Source organism: Pararhodobacter sp. CCB-MM2, from assembly GCF_001691415.1.
Taxonomy (GTDB): domain Bacteria; phylum Pseudomonadota; class Alphaproteobacteria; order Rhodobacterales; family Rhodobacteraceae; genus Pararhodobacter.
This window is the reverse complement of sequence record NZ_LRRR01000002.1, coordinates 178506-194008: the sequence shown is the minus strand read 5'-3', so window position 1 is coordinate 194008 and position 15503 is coordinate 178506. Positions and strand designations below refer to the sequence as shown.

Here is a 15503-nt window from a genome sequence, read left to right as displayed (position 1 = left end):
GGAATGTCGCAAAAGCGTATCGCCTTCCTTCTGCTCGACGGATTCGCCCTGCTCTCTACGGCGGCGGCGATGGAGCCGCTGCGCGCGGCCAACCACCTGTCCGGCGCCGGGCTCTATGACCTGCTGGTCCTGTCGCCCGAGGGCGGGCGCGTCGCGGCCTCGTTGGGGAATGGTTTCGACGCGGCCCCCCTGCCCGCCGATCCCTCGGATCTGGACATGGTGTTCGTTGTCGCGGGCGGAGATCATCTGGCCCCGCGCGATCCCCGCCTGACCGATTGGCTGCGACGAGCCGACCGCGCGGGCGTGGCGCTTGGCGGGATCTCGGGCGGGGCGGCGCTTTTGTGGCGGGCCGGTTTGATGGAGGGGCGGCGCTTCACCCTGCACTGGCATTACCGCGAGGCGATGCGCGCCGAGGCCCCGAATGCTCTGCTGGAACAGCGGATCTACGTCATCGACCGCGACCGCTATACCTGCGCCGGGGGCACGGCGCCTTTGGACATGATGCACGCGATCATCGCCCGCGACCATGGCGCGCCCTTTGCCCGGCGCATTGCTGACTGGTTCATCCAGACTGATCTGCGCCCCTCGGACGCGCCGCAGATGGGCAGGGGCGGGCCGGGGCATGCCGCGCTGCCCGCGCCCCTGCGCGCGGCGCTGGAACTGATGGAAACCCATGTCGCCGACCCGTTGGACGTGGGCCAGTTAGCGGCGCTGGCAGGCCTGTCGGAACGGCAGTTGCAGCGGCTGAGCGGCCAGCACCTTGGCGCGCCCTTGGCTGAGGTCTATCGCAACCTGCGCCTCGACGTCGCGCGCGAGCTGGTGCGACGCAGCGCCCTGCCGATGGGAGAGATCGCACCGATGGCGGGCTTTGCCACGCAGGCGCATTTCTCGGATGCCTTCCGCCGCCGGTTCGGCCACAACCCACGCGCGGAACGCCAAAATGCCACGGCCGAGGGGCGCGCCTGAAAAGCGGCCCTTGGCCCCCTGAGAGTTGCTCCGGCGGAAGTCACCGGGACAGGAAGGGTCGTCAGATATCGAGGGTGTGCTCACGCTCCCAAGCGGTGAAATGGGACACGAAGCTGTTCCCCTCCCACCGCTTGCCGGGATCGGCATTCGAGCGGATGCCCGACAGGCCCGCTGCAATGATCACGGCCTGCAGCAAGTAGGGGTTCACAGCCCCGTCCGGCAAGCGCAGCTCGAACCGGCCCGGACCCGGCACGCGGACCATATGCGTGCGGTTGTTGCCCGTCTAAGTCACGGTATTCGGCGCCCGAGTCGCGCCCGAGGCGGTGCGCGGCGGGTTGATCCGCTTGTAGCTGTTGACGGTTGGGTTGGTGATCGCGGCCAGCGCCTTGGCGTGTTTCATGATCCCGCCGAGGAAATGCCCGCCTGTCAGAGGACGCGCAGACCCAGCTGGCCCAGCAATTCCCCGGCCTGCCGTTTCGAGATCACCGCCCCCTTGAACAGCCGCGCGTCGGTCAGGCGGATGCCCCCCAGATCGGCCCCGCGCAGATCCGCCCCGTCGAAGCGACAATCGGGCAGATGGGCATCGCGCAAGGAGCAATCCTCGAACACGGCATCGCGGAAATCGCAGCCCCGCAGGTCCGCCTCGCTCAGATCGACGCCGGATAGTTGTGCCTTCCGGAACGAGAGCCGCGGCAGGATCGCCATCACCAGCAGCACCTCGCGCAGGGTGAGGCCGATGGCCTGCACATCGGTGAGATCCGCGCCGGTCATCTTGCAGCCGGAAACGCGGGCATCGGTCAGTGTGGCGCCGAGGAAGCTGGCGTTGCTGTAATCACCGCCCTCGATCACCGCATCGAGCAGGCTGGCGCCCAGAAAACTGGCCCCGGCGGCGCGGCAATTCAGCAGCGTGGCGTCTTCCAGGCGCGCGGCGTTGAACTGCGCATGCTGCAGGCTGCAACGATCAAACCGCCAGCCGGTCAGGTCGAGGTCCGACAGGTCCACGCCATCCAACCGGCATTGTGTCAGGGTAACCGGCTCGCCGGCATCGGCCAGCCGAAGAAGGGTGGCGCGGTCGAGGCTTTCGCCGGTCAGGATCTGCATGTCGCTCATGCCGCCTTGTCCCAGAACCCGGCGGGGCCGACAAGACGCAGGGCGCTATTCGGCGGGGGTCTCGGGCTGTGCCTCGGCGTCAAGCACCTTGCGAGCGGCCCGGAAGCACTCCAGCGCCTGCGGCACGCCGCAATAGATGCCGATCACATGGATGATCGCGCGGATCTCGTCCTTCGTCACCCCGTTGGTGCGGGCGCCCCGGCAATGCAGCTCCCATTCGTGCATCTTGCCCAAGGCCCCCAGCATCGCGAGGTTCATCATCGAGCGCGTCTTGGCGTCGATCACCTCGTCGCCCCAGCCGAATCCCCAGCACCACGCCGTCATCGCCTCTTGGAACGGGCGGGTGAAGTCATCGGCGGCGGCGAGATTACGCTCGACATACTCGGCGCCCAGCGTGGCCTTGCGTTGCTCAAGCCCCTTCAGGAACAGGTCTTCGTCAAAGCTGTCCATCCTAATCCTCCGCTTGGACCTTACAGGGCCTCGGTGATGAAGATCTCGGCCCGGCAGGCGCCGTCGCGACGGGCGCGGGCCTGTTGATACTCGGGCGAGTTGTAGCAGGCGCGGGCCGCGTCGAGGCTGTCGAACTCGATCACCACATGGCGCTCCCAATCCGGGCCTTCCAGCATTTCCGTCTGACCGCCGCGCGCGAGGAACCGGGCGTTGTGCCGGGTGAAAGCGGCAGGGGCCAGCGCCTGATAGCCGGCATAGGCCTCTGGGTCTGTGACGGTGACGCGGGCGATCCAATAGGCCTTGGGCATGGTCAGGCGCTCGCCTTTTCCTCGGTCGCGAGCAGCTTTTCCGCCACCTGCTTGGCATCGGTGAGATGGGCCTCGACGGCCTGCCGCGCGGCCTCGGGGTCGCGGCGCGCGATGGCATCGCAGATCGCCTGCATATGCGTCGGGCCGGGCGTGTTCCGCGTGTCGCTGGTCAGCGTCATGATCCGCAGACGCGAGATCCGGCCGTTCAGCCGCTGCACGATTTCCCATGCGATGCTGTGGCCAGCGCCGTCGAAGATGATGCCGTAGAATCGCGTGGTCGCGCGGAACAGATCGCCCGTCGCCTGCTGCGCGGCCGCGGCCTTGATCTCGGCCAGTGCGGCGCGGAGGTCGCGCTCACGCGCGGGCGACATGTTCTCGGCACAGGCCTGAGCCGCGGCTGTCTCCAGCATGCGGCGAATGTCATAGATCTGCCGGGCGTCCGACCAGCGAAGCCGCGCCACGATCGGGCCGCGGTTCGGCTGCAGCTCGACCAGCCCCTCGGCATCGAGATAGCGCAGCGTCTCGCGCACCACGGTCCGGCTGACACCCAGTTGCTCGCACAGCACGCGTTCGATCAACCGCTCGCCGGGCTTGAACGTGCCGCCGATGATGGCGTCGCGCAGGCGCTCCAGCACCATGTCGCGCAGCGTCGTCGGCTGCAGCTCGATCTTGTTAAGGCCACGATTTTCCATGCCTTCGATGTAGCAGCCGCGTCTGCCGGCGGCAAGGTTGATTGTCGTGTTGTATTACGGTATTCCATCCTACCAACGGAGACGAATCACTGAGGAGGGGCAGATGCCGGCCGAAATCCGCAAAACCTTGCTGCATGTCGAAGAGACCCTGATCGAAGGGGGCAAGGCGGCGCCCGTGCCGCTGAAGATGATCGCGGCGGTGGCGGTCATCACCAACCCCTGGGCCGGCCGTGGCTTCGTCGAGGATCTGCGCCCCGAAATCCACGATTGCGCGCCGGGCCTTGGCCAGCTGCTGACCAAGATGGTGCTGGACGCCGCCGGCGGTGGCGACAAGGTCGAAGGCTACGGAAAGTCGGCCATCGTCGGCCTGAACGGCGAGGTCGAGCACGCTTCGGCGCTGATCCACACCCTGCGCTTCGGCAACCACTACCGTGAGGCCGTGGGCGCCAAGTCCTATCTGGCGTTCTGCAACACCCGCGGTCCGGCCAACGCGCCGCTGATGATCCCGCTGATGGACAAGAACGACGGCGGGCGCCGCAGCCATTACCTGACGATCCAGCTGGCCATCCCGGACGCCCCTGCCGCCGATGAGATCGTCATCGCGTTGGGGGCCTCGATCGGCGGGCGCCCGCACCACCGCATCGGCGACCGCTATCAGGATCTGAAGGAACTGGGCCATGACGTCGACAACCCCGCCGCCGTCTGAGCTGTCGCTGCCCGGCGGCACGGGGCGGCTGGGCTACCGGCAGGCCGGTTCCGGCGCGCCGCTGGTGCTGATCCACGGTGTCGGGCTGCAATCCGCCGCTTGGGAGCCGCAGATCGCCGCCCTGTCCGACAGCCACCACGTCTATGCGCTGGACATGCCGGGCCACGGCGGCAGCTCGCCCCTGCCAGAAGGCGCGCAGCTGGAGGATTACGTTGCCTGGCTTGACCGCGCAGTGCAGGCACTGGGGCTGACCCGGTTCAGCCTCGCCGGGCATTCGATGGGCGCGCTGATCGCCGGCGGCTATGCCGCCACCTATCCCGATAAGGTCGCGCGCGTCGCCTTGGTGAACGGCGTCTTCCGCCGCGACCCGGCCGCCCGCGCGGCGGTCGAGGGTCGGGCCAGCCTGCTGCGCGCCGGTCAGGTCGACCACGACACGCCGCTGGACCGCTGGTTCGGCACCTCGCAGGCCGAACAGGCCGCGCGCGCCAAGGTCGACGGCTGGCTGCGCGGCGTGGAGCTGTCGGGCTATGCCACCGCCTATGGCGCCTTCGCGCAGGGCGATGACACCTATGCCGACCGCTTCCCCGCCATCCGCTGTCCGCTTCTGGCCCTGACCGGCAGCGGGGACCTCAATTCCTCGCCGGCAATGTCCCGCGCCATGGCCGAGGCCGCCCCGCATGGTTGGGCCGAGGTCATCGACGGCCATCGCCACATGGTCAACCTGACCGCCCCCGAGGCGGTGAACACAGCGCTCCGCCACTGGCTGGCCACGCCCGAAACGCAGGAGGAAACCGCATGACCGCTCTCGATCCCCGCGCCCTGCGCAACGCGTTCGGCACCTTCATGACCGGCGTCACCGTGGTGACCACCCGCGACGCCGAGGGCACGCCGCTGGGCTTCACCGCCAATTCCTTCTCGTCTGTGTCGCTGGACCCGCCGTTGGTGCTGGTCTGCCTCGCCAACAGCTCGAAGAACTACGACGCCTTCGCGGGCGGCAAGGGCTTTGCCGTCAACATCCTGTCCGAGGGGCAGAAGGACATCTCGAACACCTTCGCCCGTCCCGTTGCCGACCGCTTCGCCGATCTGGACTGGCAGGACGGCCCGGCGGGCAACCCGGTGATCGGCGGCGTCTCGGCGTGGTTCGACTGCACGCTTCACAGCGCGGTGCCGGCGGGCGACCATGTGATCCTGATCGGCGCGGTGCAGGCATTCCATGCCGAGCCCACGCCCGGCCTTGGCTATGCCCGCGGCGCCTATGTCACCCCCTCGCGCGAAGTCGAAGCGCTGGAAGGCCGGACAGAGATCATGGTCTCGGCCCTGATCAAGCAAGACGACCGCGTGCTGCTCGTGGGGGCCAAGGATGGCACCTTGTCGCTGCCGGAATCGCGGGCCGGCAAGGAAGGCGTGTCGGCCACCCTCGCCCGGCTGATCGACGCGACCGGCCTGCGTGCGGAACCGGGCTTCATCTACGCCGTCTACGAGGATCTGCGCCGGGGCTGCCAGCACATCACCTTCCTCTGCGAGGCCGAGCCGGGCACGCCAGCGGTCGGGGCTTTCACCGACCTGATCCCCTCGACCCTGATGGATATCAATGACCCCGCCCTGTGCACGATGCTCAAACGCTTCGCCGACGAAGCGCGCATCGGCAATTTCGGCGTCTATTACGGCAACGAGAGCCGCGGCCAGGTCCGCGCGATCGCCAAGGGAGTGAACTGACATGAAATTCTCGCTCTTCGCGCATATGGAGCGCATCTCGCCCGAGGAAAACCAGCGCCAGCTCTATGACGAGTTCATCGCGCTGTGCCAGATCGCCGACGAGGGCGGCATGCATGCCGTCTGGACCGGCGAGCACCACGGCATGAACTTCACCATCGCGCCGAACCCGCTGCTGAACCTCGTCGATCTGGCCCGCCGGACGAAGAACGTGCGCCTTGGCACCGGGACCGTGATCGCGCCGTTCTGGCATCCGATCCGACTGGCCGGCGAGGCCGCGATGGCGGATATCATCAGCGACGGCCGGCTGGAGCTGGGCATCGCGCGCGGCGCCTATAATTTTGAATACGAACGCATCCGGCCCGGCATGGACGCCTGGGAAGCCGGCCAGCGCATGCGCGAGCTGGTGCCTGCCGTCAAAGCCCTGTGGAAGGGCGATTACGCGCAGGAGGGCGAGTTCCACTCGTTCCCCAAGACCACCTCGACGCCGCAGCCCCTGCAACAGGACGGCCCGCCGATCTGGGTCGCCGCGCGCGATCCCAACAGCCATGAATTCGCCATCGCGCAGGGCTGCAACGTGCAGGTGACGCCGCTGTGGAAGGGCGAGACCGAGATCAAGCACCTGATCGACACCTTCGACGCCGCCTGCGCCGCGCATCCCGACCAGAAGCGCCCGAAGATCATGCTGCTCATGCACACCTACGTCGCCGACACGGCTGAGGACGCGCAGCAGGCCGCCGAGGAGCTGAACCGCTTCTACAACTATTTCGGCGCGTGGTTCATGAACAAGCGCGAGATCACGCAGGGTCTCATCGCCCCGCTGAGCGACGAGGAGATCGCCGCCCATCCCTTCTATTCGCCCGAGGCGATGATGCGCGATCTGGTGATCGGCGACTCCGCCGCCGTCATCGCGCGGCTGAAGGACTATGAAGCGATGGGCTATGATGAATATGCCTTCTGGATCGATTCCGGCATGAGCTTCGCGCGCAAGAAGGCCTCGCTGGAGCGGTTCATCACCGAGGTGATGCCCGCCTTCGCCTGACGTCCACCGTCTGACTGGCCGACCAAGGGAGGACGCCCATGCAGGACTACCAACTCTATATCGACGGCGCCTTCGTCGAGGGCGCGGCGCGCTTTGACAGCCTCGACCCCTCGACCGGCGCGCCCTGGGCCACCATGCCCGAGGCCCGCACGGCCGAGGTCAACGCCGCCGTCGAGGCCGCGCATCGGGCCTTCCTGTCGCCGGAATGGGCCGGCATGACCGCCAGCGCGCGCGGCAAGCTGTTGCATCGGTTGGCCGATCTTCTGGCCGAGAACGCCCCGCGTCTCGCCGAGATCGAGACCCGCGACACCGGCAAGATCATCCGCGAGACCCGCGCCCAGATCGCCTATGTCGCGGAATATTATCGCTATTACGCAGGCCTAGCCGACAAGATCGAGGGCGCACATCTGCCGATCGACAAGCCGGACATGGAGGTCTGGCTGCGTCGCGAACCCGTGGGCGTGGTCGCCGCCGTGGTGCCGTGGAACTCGCAACTCTTCCTGTCGGCGGTCAAGATCGGGCCGGCGCTGGCGGCGGGTTGCACCGTGGTGCTCAAAGCCTCCGAGGAAGGCCCCGCGCCGATGCTGGAATTCGCGCGGATCTTCGATCTGGCGGGCTTTCCCAAGGGCGTGTTGAACATCCTCACCGGCTTCGGCGCGGAATGCGGATCGGTCCTGACCCAGCATCCGAAGGTCGCGCATGTGGCCTTCACCGGCGGGCCGCAGACCGCACGTCACATCGTGCGCAACACGGCCGAGAACCTTGCCTCGGTCTCGCTGGAACTGGGCGGCAAGTCGCCCTTCATCGTGTTCGAGGACGCCGATCTGGATAGCGCGGTCAATGCGCAGGTCGCCGGCATCTTCGCCGCAACCGGCCAAAGCTGCGTCGCCGGCTCTCGTCTGCTGGTACAGAACTCGATCCGGGCCGAGTTCCTCGACCGTCTGCGCCGCAAGGCCGAGGCCATCGTCCTCGGCGCGCCCGGCGACATGACGACCGAGATCGGCCCTCTGTGCAGCGCCCGCCAGCGCCAGCATGCCGAGGCGCTGATCGCGCGCTCGGTCGCACAAGGTGCGCAGCTGGTCACGGGCGGCAAGGCCCCCGCGCGCGACGGCTTCTATTTCGAACCGACGATCCTCGATTGCACCGAGGCGCCGGGCGCGGATTGCCTGACCACCGAGTTCTTCGGCCCGGTCCTTTCGGTCCAAGGCTTCGACACGGAGGCCGAAGCGATCCGGCTGGCCAATGACACCGAGTTCGGCCTCGCTTCGGGCGTGTTCACCCGCGATCTGACCCGCGCGCACCGGATGATCCGGGCCATTCGCGCCGGCATCGTCTGGGTCAACACCTACCGCGCCGTCAGCCCGATGGCGCCCTTCGGCGGCCACGGCCTGTCCGGGCACGGGCGCGAGGGCGGGCTGCAGGCGGCTTTGGACTATACCACGGTGAAGACCGTGTGGCTGCGGGTCAGCGACGATCCGATCCCCGATCCCTTCGTCATGCGCTGACCCCGGCGCGTGACCCCGGCGGGGCCGAGGAGCCCCGCAAATTCCGTCGACATACTGGGAGGTTATGAGCAGATGGACGACAAATTCGAACCTGCGCCCCAAGGGCGCGGGGTGGCTTCGAGCGGCCCGATGAAGGGCCTGCACAGCGGCATGAGCATCGCCGCCAAGGCGATGGTGGCGGCCTTCGTGCTGTTCACGATCCTCAACGTCGATTTCGCCGGCGAAGTCTTCGGCGGCATCCGCAGCTGGTTCGAGAGCGCCCTGCGCTGGTACTATATCAGCGTCGTCGTGGTGGTGCTGGGCGTCTGCGCCTTCCTGATGTTCAGCCGCTTCGGCTCGATCCGGCTGGGCGATGACGACAGCCGGCCTGAGTTCGGCAATTTCTCATGGTTCGCCATGTTGTTCTCGGCCTCGATCTCGATCGGGATCATGTTCTTCGGCGTGGCCGAGCCGCTGTTCTATTTCGACACCGCCGCAGGCTGGGGCTATCCCAACAATCCCTTCGCCGATGCCGCCGGCCATGGCACGATGGACCTGTCGCGCGCCGTCGACGCGGTTCTAGTGACGAATTTCCACTGGGGCCTGCATGGCTGGGCGATCTACACCCTCACCGGCCTCGCGCTGGGGTATTTCGCCTTCCGCAAGAAGCTGCCGCTGACCTTCCGTTCGGCCCTGTACCCGGTGCTGGGCGAGCGCATCTACGGTCCCGCCGGGCATGCCGTCGACCTGCTGGCGATCTTCGGCACCGTGTTCGGCATCGCCACCTCGCTGGGTCTCGGCGCCACGCAGATGGCCGAGGGCCTGAACGCGCTGTTCGGCCTCTCGACCGGCACCAGCACCAAGGTGGCGCTGGTCCTCGCGGTCTCGGTCGTCGCCACGATCAGCGCGGTGTCGGGCATCGGCAAGGGCATCCGCATCCTGTCGGAATGGAACATCCTTCTGACCTTGCTGCTGCTCGGCTTCTTCCTCTTCGCCGGCCCGACGCAATGGCTGGCCGGTTTCTTCCTGAACTCGATCGGCGCCTATGTGACCAAGTTCGTGCCGATGGGCTTCTGGACCGCCTCGGCGCCGGGTGACGTGGCATGGCAGGGCGGCTGGACGATCTTCTACTGGGGCTGGTGGCTGAGCTGGGCTCCCTTCGTCGGCATGTTCATCGCGCGGATCTCGCGCGGGCGGACGATCCGTGAGTTCATGTTCGGCGCGCTTCTTGTCCCGACCGTCATGGCCTTCGCCTGGATCGCCATCTTCGCCGGCAACGCGCTCTACATCGAGATGACGGCCGAGGGCGGCGTCGGCACCGCCGGGCTGATTGCCATGGTCAACAACTGGAACCTCGGCGGCACCCTGTTCGGCACCATCGACCTGCTCGCGGGCGGCGGGTGGCTGTCCTGGGCGGTGACGGCACTAGCGACGTTCCTGCTGGCAACCTGGTTCATCACCAGCGCGGACAGCGGCACGCTGGTCGTCACGACGATCCTGTCGATGGGCAACCCGCATCCCCCGCGCCGCCACCGCATCGTCTGGGGCGCCGCGCAGGGCATCGTTTCGGCCGCGCTATTGATGGCCGGCGGGCTGACCGCGCTGCAAACCGCCGCCATCGCCGCCGCGCTGCCGATCTCGATCCTGGTGCTGCTGATGGCCGCCGGCATCGTGAAATCGCTGGCCGATGATGCCTCGGCCCGCCCTCAGCCGCATGGCGAGGCCCCGGATGGCACCTCGCTGCGCGCTGACCTTCGCGCCTGATCCTGACCGGGACCGGGGCCCCTCATCGGCCCCGGTCCCCCCTGCTTTTCCCCGGAGTTCCCATGCTGCCGCTCTCGCGCCCCGACCTTTTGCTGTCCGATGCCTTCCTCGCCGGCAGGCCCCATGCCGGGGCCGAGCGGTTCGCGGTGACCAACCCGGCCACCGGCGCCCTTCTGGCCGAGGTCACGGATTGCACGCCCGAGGATGCGGCGCAGGCCATCGAGGCCGCGACCCAGGCGCAGCGTGACTGGGCCCGGCAGACCGGCAAGGCCCGGGCGGCGATTCTGCGGCGCTGGCACGATCTGGTCATCGCCCATGCCGACGATCTGGCCACGATCCTGACCGCCGAGATGGGCAAACCGCTGGCCGAGGCCAAGGGCGAGATCCTCTATGGTGCCGGCTACATCGAATTCTACGCCGAGGAGGCCAAGCGTCTCTATGGCGAGACCCTGCCGGGCCATCAGTCCGACAAGCGGCTCATCGTCCTGCGCCAGCCGGTCGGCGTCGTGGGCGCGATCACGCCGTGGAATTTCCCCAACGCGATGATCGCCCGCAAGGCCGCGCCGGCATTGGCCGCGGGCTGCGCCATCGTGGTCAAACCGGCGGCCGAGACACCGCTGTCGTCCCTCGCCCTCGCGCTTCTGGCGCAGGAAGCAGGCCTGCCGGATGGTCTGCTGTCAGTGCTGCCCTCGACCTGGGCCGCCTCCATCGGGCAGGAGTTCTGTGACAATCCCCGGATGCGAAAGATCAGCTTCACCGGCTCGACCAATGTCGGGCGGATCCTGATGCGTCAGGGCGCCGCGCAGATCAAGAAACTGTCGCTGGAGCTGGGCGGCAACGCGCCCTTCATCGTCTTCGACGACGCCGATCTGGATGCGGCCGTCGAAGGCTGCCTGCTGTCGAAATTCCGCAATGCCGGCCAGACCTGCGTTTGCACCAACCGCATCTATGTGCAGGACGCGGTGCACGATGCTTTCGTGGCCAAGCTGGCCGCCGCCGTGGCCGCCCTGCCGGTGGGTGACGGCTTCGCGCCCGGCACCGCCATCGGCCCGCTGATCAGCCCCGCCGCAGTGGAGAAGGTGCGCGACCATGTCAGCGACGCGACCGCCAAGGGCGCGACGCTTGTCACCGGCGGGGCCGCGCATGCGCTGGGAGGAACGTATTTCCAACCGACGGTGCTGTCGGGCGTCACCGCCGAGATGGCCGTCGCGCGCGAGGAAACCTTCGGCCCCCTCGCCCCCGTGTTCCGCTTCCAGACCGTGGACGAGGTTCTGGCGGCAGCCAACGACACCGACTTCGGGCTAGCGTCCTATGTCTATACCGGCAGCCTGTCGCGCAGCTGGCAGGTGATGGAGGGGCTGGAATACGGCATGGTCGGCGTCAACACCGGCCTCATTTCGACCGAGCTGGCGCCGTTTGGCGGGATCAAGCAATCCGGTACCGGACGCGAAGGCGGGCGGCAAGGCATCGAGGATTACCTCGAACTCAAGTACTGCTGCCTCTCCGTCTGACAGCGTCGCAGCCATCGACGCGACACAAGAAAGCGGCCGATCCGAGATCGGCCGCTTTGCTTTGGTCCCAACCCGGTGCGGTCGATTATTCGGCGGCGATCGCCCCGATCTCGGTGAAATAGCGCAGCGCGCCGGGATGCATCGGCACCGTGTTCTGGCGCGCCCCCAATTCGAGGGTCAGGCCCTGAAAGCTGGTGTTGCTTTCGGACAGCGCCTGCAGGTTTTCCCAGAACGCCTTGGTGAACTGATAGATCATCTCTTCGTCGGCATCGGCATCGGTGAAGATCACCTGCGCCAGACCGAAGGTGTTCACCGGCTCGTCCTGCCCACGATAGGTCTCTGCGGGCACTTCGAACGGCACGAGCAGATCGTAATAGGCCTCGTTCAGGCGGGCGATCAGGTCGTCGTCGAAGCCGATGTAATTGACATCGACGGTCGAGGACAATTGCTGCGCATTGGCCAGACCGACCTGATAGACATGCAGACCACCATCGAAGACGCCGTTGCGGATCTCGTCAAAGACCTGCCCGGTCGAGACGGTGCCGGCCTCGAAATCCTCGGTGGTCAGACCGGCGGCTTCCAAAAGCGCGATGTTCAGGCCGTAGGTGAAGCTGGAGGGCGTGTTGATGTTGATCGCATGGCCGCGGATCTCATCGAGCGAGGTGATGCCCGAATCCGCGCGCACGAAGAAGTTCTCGGGCACGACGCTGAAGATGAACAGTTGGCGCAGGGTCGAGAAGGCCTCGGCCATCGGCACCTCGGCGAAATCACCGCGCTGGTTATAGGCGAATTCCAGATCGATCAGCGTGTTCAGGGCGATATCGACCTGCCCGCCCAGGATGAGCCCCAGATTGTCGCGGTAGCCGCCCGTGGTCTGCACCGACATGCGGTAGTCGGATTGCGCGCCGTTGAAGACCTCGGAAATCGCGGCGCCGTTGATATAGGGGCCCGAGCCCGAACTGCTCGATCCGATCGACAGCTGGCTCTGCGCAACGGCAGACCCCGAGGTGGCCAGCAGCGCCGTCAGGGTCAGGGCCCCGGTGGTGATCTTGGTGTTGGACATGGCTGTGTTTCCCTATGTTTGGTTGTTGTGTTGGAGAGGTCTCAGCCCGGCTGGGCGAGGGTGGCGGCGCGGTAGATCCGCGCGCGCCGGAGGTAGATCAGGCCGACCATTGCGATGCCGATCAGGTCGGTGGCATAGCCCGGATTGATCAGCGACAGCGCCGAGGTGGCCAGCAGCGCACGCTCCAGCAGCGTGATGCGGCCCGCGCACCAGCCCTGCACCGCCGCGGCCAGTGCGAAGACGCCGATCGCGGCCGAAACGGCGGACACCGCCACGGTCATCGGCTCGCCCTGCAGCAGCAGGCTGGGCGAGAACAGGAACATGAAGGCGATGATGAAGCCCGGCATCGCCTGCATGAAGGCGGTGACCGCGGTCTGCCACCAATTCGCGCGCGCGATCCCGGCGGCCACCACCGCGACCAGCGCGACAGGCGGGGTCGAGCCGGATTTGATGGCGAAGTAGAACAGGAACATATGCGCGCCCAGAAGCGGTGCACCGGCGGCGGTCAGCGCGGGGGCCGTGAACATCGCCAGCAGCAGATAGGCGATGGGCGTCGGCATCCCCATGCCCAGAAGCGTTGCCGCCACCACGGCCAGCAGCGCCGTCACCAGAAGCGAGCCATCGCTGATCGACAGGATGATATCGGCGATGCGCGGACCAAGGCCCGTGGTGACGATGGCCGCCTGCAGAATGCCGATCGACACGATCAGCGCCGTGATCGCGGCGGCTTGGCGGGCGCCGCTGTCGAAATGGTCCAGAACCTGCGACAGCGGCAGTCGCGAGACGCTGCGCGCAAGCCCGCAGACCATCGCAATCCCGATGGCGATGACACTGGCGTAGGAGGGCGTGTAGCTCTCGGCGATCAGCAGGTAGAACAGCACGGCCGGGGCGACCAGCAGATGCCATCCGTCGCGGAAAGCATCGCGAAAGCTGGGGATCTCGTCCTCGGGGATACCGGCGAGACCGGCCTTGCGGGCCTCGAAATGGACGACGCAGAACAGCGACAGGTAGTACAGGATCGCCGGCAGGATCGCCGCAACGGCAATCGTGGCATAGGGAATGCCCGTAAGCTGTGCCATGATGAAGGCGGCTGCGCCCAGGATCGGCGGCACAAGCTGCGCGCCTTCCGAGGTGTTCGTCTCGACCGCCGCGGCGACATGGCGCTTGAACCCGGTGCGGATCATCAGCGGGATGGTGAAGGTGCCGGTGGCGACCACGTTGCCCACGGACGAGCCCACCATCGTGCCGAGCCCGGCGCTGGCGATCATCGCACTCTTGGCGGCGCCGCCGACCTGACGACCGGTCGTGGCATTCGCCACCTTCATGATGAAATCGCCGGTCTTGGTCGCCTGCAGTGCCGAACCCAGCATCATGAACATGAAGAGATAGGACGCGGCCACCCCCAGACCCGTGCCGAAGAACCCCTCGGTCGTATAGGCAACCAGATAGATCATGCGCTTCAGGTCCATGCCCGAATGCTGCATCACGCCCGGGAAGTGGGCCCCCCACAGCATGTAGGCCACGCCGAAGACGCCCAAGCCGAACAGGATCAGCGAGTGGCGGCGGGAGGCCTCAAGGGCGATGACGATGATCGCCACGCCGATGGCCACATCCATGGGCGTCAGGAAGCTTGATCCCCACAGGTTGATGAGCCGCTCGAAGTTGAGGATGACATAGCCCATCGTCACCAGCGTCCCGGCGGCAAAGGCCAGATCCATCCCCCATTGCAGGCCCCGCACCAAGGGGGTCTTGGACCGCGCGCGATCAAGGAAGGCGATGAACAGCATCGCGCAGGCGAACAGGGCCAGATGCACGATCGTGGTGCGATACGGCCCGTAGAGCGTTGCATAGACCATGTAGCCGAAGATCGTCATGCCGACCCCGGTCAACAGCCAGTCCATGCCCGAGCGCGGCTCGGTCCTTGCCTCGATCTCGGTCATTCGGGGCGGTCTCCTTTCAGGTTCAGGCGCCGCAGCTGGCGCATTGCGGCCTCGGCAGCGGCCGCGACATGGTCATGGGTGGCTTTCTCGGCCGCGTCGGGATCTCGGGCCAAGACGGCGGCGGCGATGACCTGCATCTCGCGCAGCGAGGCCGCGTGCCGTTCAAGATCGGCCATCGATTGCGAGCGGAGGAAATAGATCCGGTCGATCATCGCATTGAGCGCCCGCGCGATTTCCCGGTTGCCCGAGCCTTCCAGCAGGGTGTCGTAGAACCGGGTCGTCGCGGCGCGGATCTCGGCCAGACGCTGGCTGTCGAAGGCCGTCCCAAGCGCAGTCGAGCAGGCGGCGATCTGGGCCAGTTGCGCGTCCGTGGCGCGTTGGGTGAACAGTCGCGCGGCCAGCGCCTCGAGAGCGGCGCGCATCTCGTAGATGTCGGCGACTTCGCCTTCGGTCATCACCGCGACGATCAGCAGGTTTGCCGGGTCGCGGCCCAACAGGCCCTTCTCCTCAAGCCTCGCCAAAGCCTCGCGCACGATGGTGCGGCTGACGCCGGTCGAATCGCACAACTCGCGTTCGACGATCTTCTGGCCGGGCGGCAGAAGCCCGTCGAGGATCGCGTCCCGGATCACATCCTGCACCTGTGCGCGCAGGGTCTTGCGGTTGCGATCGACCCGCAGCGAGGCCGGAGATGACGGGGGAGAAAGCGTGTCCAAAGGGCCTCCGATCGCGAACCGCAGAGCACGGCGTTGCGTAT

Annotated in this window: 15 protein-coding genes and 1 pseudogene; 8 read left to right on the top strand and 8 right to left on the bottom strand. The window is 67.0% G+C overall.

The features are described from left to right. Positions 1-3 precede the first annotated feature (3 nt). Complete coding sequence (locus BCY78_RS03815) at positions 4-966, top strand: GlxA family transcriptional regulator (RefSeq protein ID WP_068298091.1); 963 nt, start codon at positions 4-6, stop codon at positions 964-966. A gap of 61 nt (positions 967-1027) precedes the next feature. On the opposite strand, the pseudogene BCY78_RS24525 reads toward BCY78_RS03815, so the two are convergent. The 5 genes and pseudogenes from BCY78_RS24525 to BCY78_RS03790 all read right to left on the bottom strand — a co-directional run. Next, positions 1028-1435 (bottom strand): annotated as a pseudogene (locus tag BCY78_RS24525) (type III glutamate--ammonia ligase); the annotation flags it as partial. Beyond that, positions 1393-2076, bottom strand: a complete 684-nt coding sequence (locus tag BCY78_RS03805; protein WP_068298085.1) for a pentapeptide repeat-containing protein — start codon at positions 2074-2076, stop codon at positions 1393-1395. The gene BCY78_RS03805 and the pseudogene BCY78_RS24525, both read right to left, overlap by 43 nt. 45 nt (positions 2077-2121) lie before the next feature. Further along, positions 2122-2526, bottom strand: a complete 405-nt coding sequence (locus BCY78_RS03800; RefSeq protein WP_068298081.1) for a carboxymuconolactone decarboxylase family protein — start codon at positions 2524-2526, stop codon at positions 2122-2124. Positions 2527-2546: 20 nt separating this feature from the next. Next, positions 2547-2834, bottom strand: coding sequence for a DUF1330 domain-containing protein (locus tag BCY78_RS03795; protein ID WP_068298078.1), 288 nt, complete (start codon positions 2832-2834; stop codon positions 2547-2549). A gap of 2 nt (positions 2835-2836) precedes the next feature. Then, the gene (locus BCY78_RS03790; protein WP_068298077.1) at positions 2837-3526 is read right to left on the bottom strand and encodes a GntR family transcriptional regulator; all 690 of its coding nucleotides are present in this window, start codon (positions 3524-3526) and stop codon (positions 2837-2839) included. A 103-nt stretch (positions 3527-3629) separates the two neighbouring features. On the opposite strand from BCY78_RS03790, the gene BCY78_RS03785 reads away from it, so the two are divergent. From BCY78_RS03785 to BCY78_RS03755, 7 genes are all read left to right on the top strand, one after another. Then, positions 3630-4232 (top strand): amino acid synthesis family protein, encoded by a 603-nt coding sequence (locus BCY78_RS03785; protein WP_068298074.1) that lies wholly within the window; start codon positions 3630-3632, stop codon positions 4230-4232. Continuing rightward, positions 4204-5031, top strand: a complete 828-nt coding sequence (locus tag BCY78_RS03780; protein WP_068298070.1) for an alpha/beta fold hydrolase — start codon at positions 4204-4206, stop codon at positions 5029-5031. Before BCY78_RS03785 ends, BCY78_RS03780 begins: the two co-directional genes overlap by 29 nt. After that, on the top strand, positions 5028-5948 hold the full coding sequence (locus tag BCY78_RS03775; protein ID WP_068298068.1) for a flavin reductase family protein: 921 nt from the start codon (positions 5028-5030) through the stop codon (positions 5946-5948). Before BCY78_RS03780 ends, BCY78_RS03775 begins: the two co-directional genes overlap by 4 nt. Before the next feature lies 1 nt (position 5949). After that, the gene (locus tag BCY78_RS03770; protein WP_068298066.1) at positions 5950-6987 is read left to right on the top strand and encodes an LLM class flavin-dependent oxidoreductase; all 1038 of its coding nucleotides are present in this window, start codon (positions 5950-5952) and stop codon (positions 6985-6987) included. A 38-nt stretch (positions 6988-7025) separates the two neighbouring features. Next, the gene (locus tag BCY78_RS03765; protein WP_068298062.1) at positions 7026-8492 is read left to right on the top strand and encodes an aldehyde dehydrogenase; all 1467 of its coding nucleotides are present in this window, start codon (positions 7026-7028) and stop codon (positions 8490-8492) included. A 72-nt stretch (positions 8493-8564) separates the two neighbouring features. Further along, positions 8565-10235, top strand: a complete 1671-nt coding sequence (locus tag BCY78_RS03760; protein ID WP_068298060.1) for a BCCT family transporter — start codon at positions 8565-8567, stop codon at positions 10233-10235. A gap of 62 nt (positions 10236-10297) precedes the next feature. Then, the gene (locus BCY78_RS03755) at positions 10298-11746 is read left to right on the top strand and encodes an NAD-dependent succinate-semialdehyde dehydrogenase (protein ID WP_068298057.1); all 1449 of its coding nucleotides are present in this window, start codon (positions 10298-10300) and stop codon (positions 11744-11746) included. A gap of 85 nt (positions 11747-11831) precedes the next feature. On the opposite strand, the gene BCY78_RS03750 is transcribed toward BCY78_RS03755, so the two are convergent. The 3 genes from BCY78_RS03750 to BCY78_RS03740 are packed head-to-tail and all read right to left on the bottom strand — an operon-like array spanning position 11832 to position 15462. After that, a complete protein-coding gene (locus tag BCY78_RS03750) occupies positions 11832-12809 on the bottom strand; it encodes a TAXI family TRAP transporter solute-binding subunit (protein WP_068298054.1) in 978 nt (325 codons plus the stop codon). Positions 12810-12850: 41 nt separating this feature from the next. Next, positions 12851-14749, bottom strand: coding sequence for a TRAP transporter fused permease subunit (locus BCY78_RS03745; protein WP_068298051.1), 1899 nt, complete (start codon positions 14747-14749; stop codon positions 12851-12853). Continuing rightward, a complete protein-coding gene (locus tag BCY78_RS03740) occupies positions 14746-15462 on the bottom strand; it encodes a GntR family transcriptional regulator (protein WP_083194802.1) in 717 nt (238 codons plus the stop codon). Before BCY78_RS03740 ends, BCY78_RS03745 begins: the two co-directional genes overlap by 4 nt. Between the last annotated feature and the right edge of the window lie 41 nt (positions 15463-15503).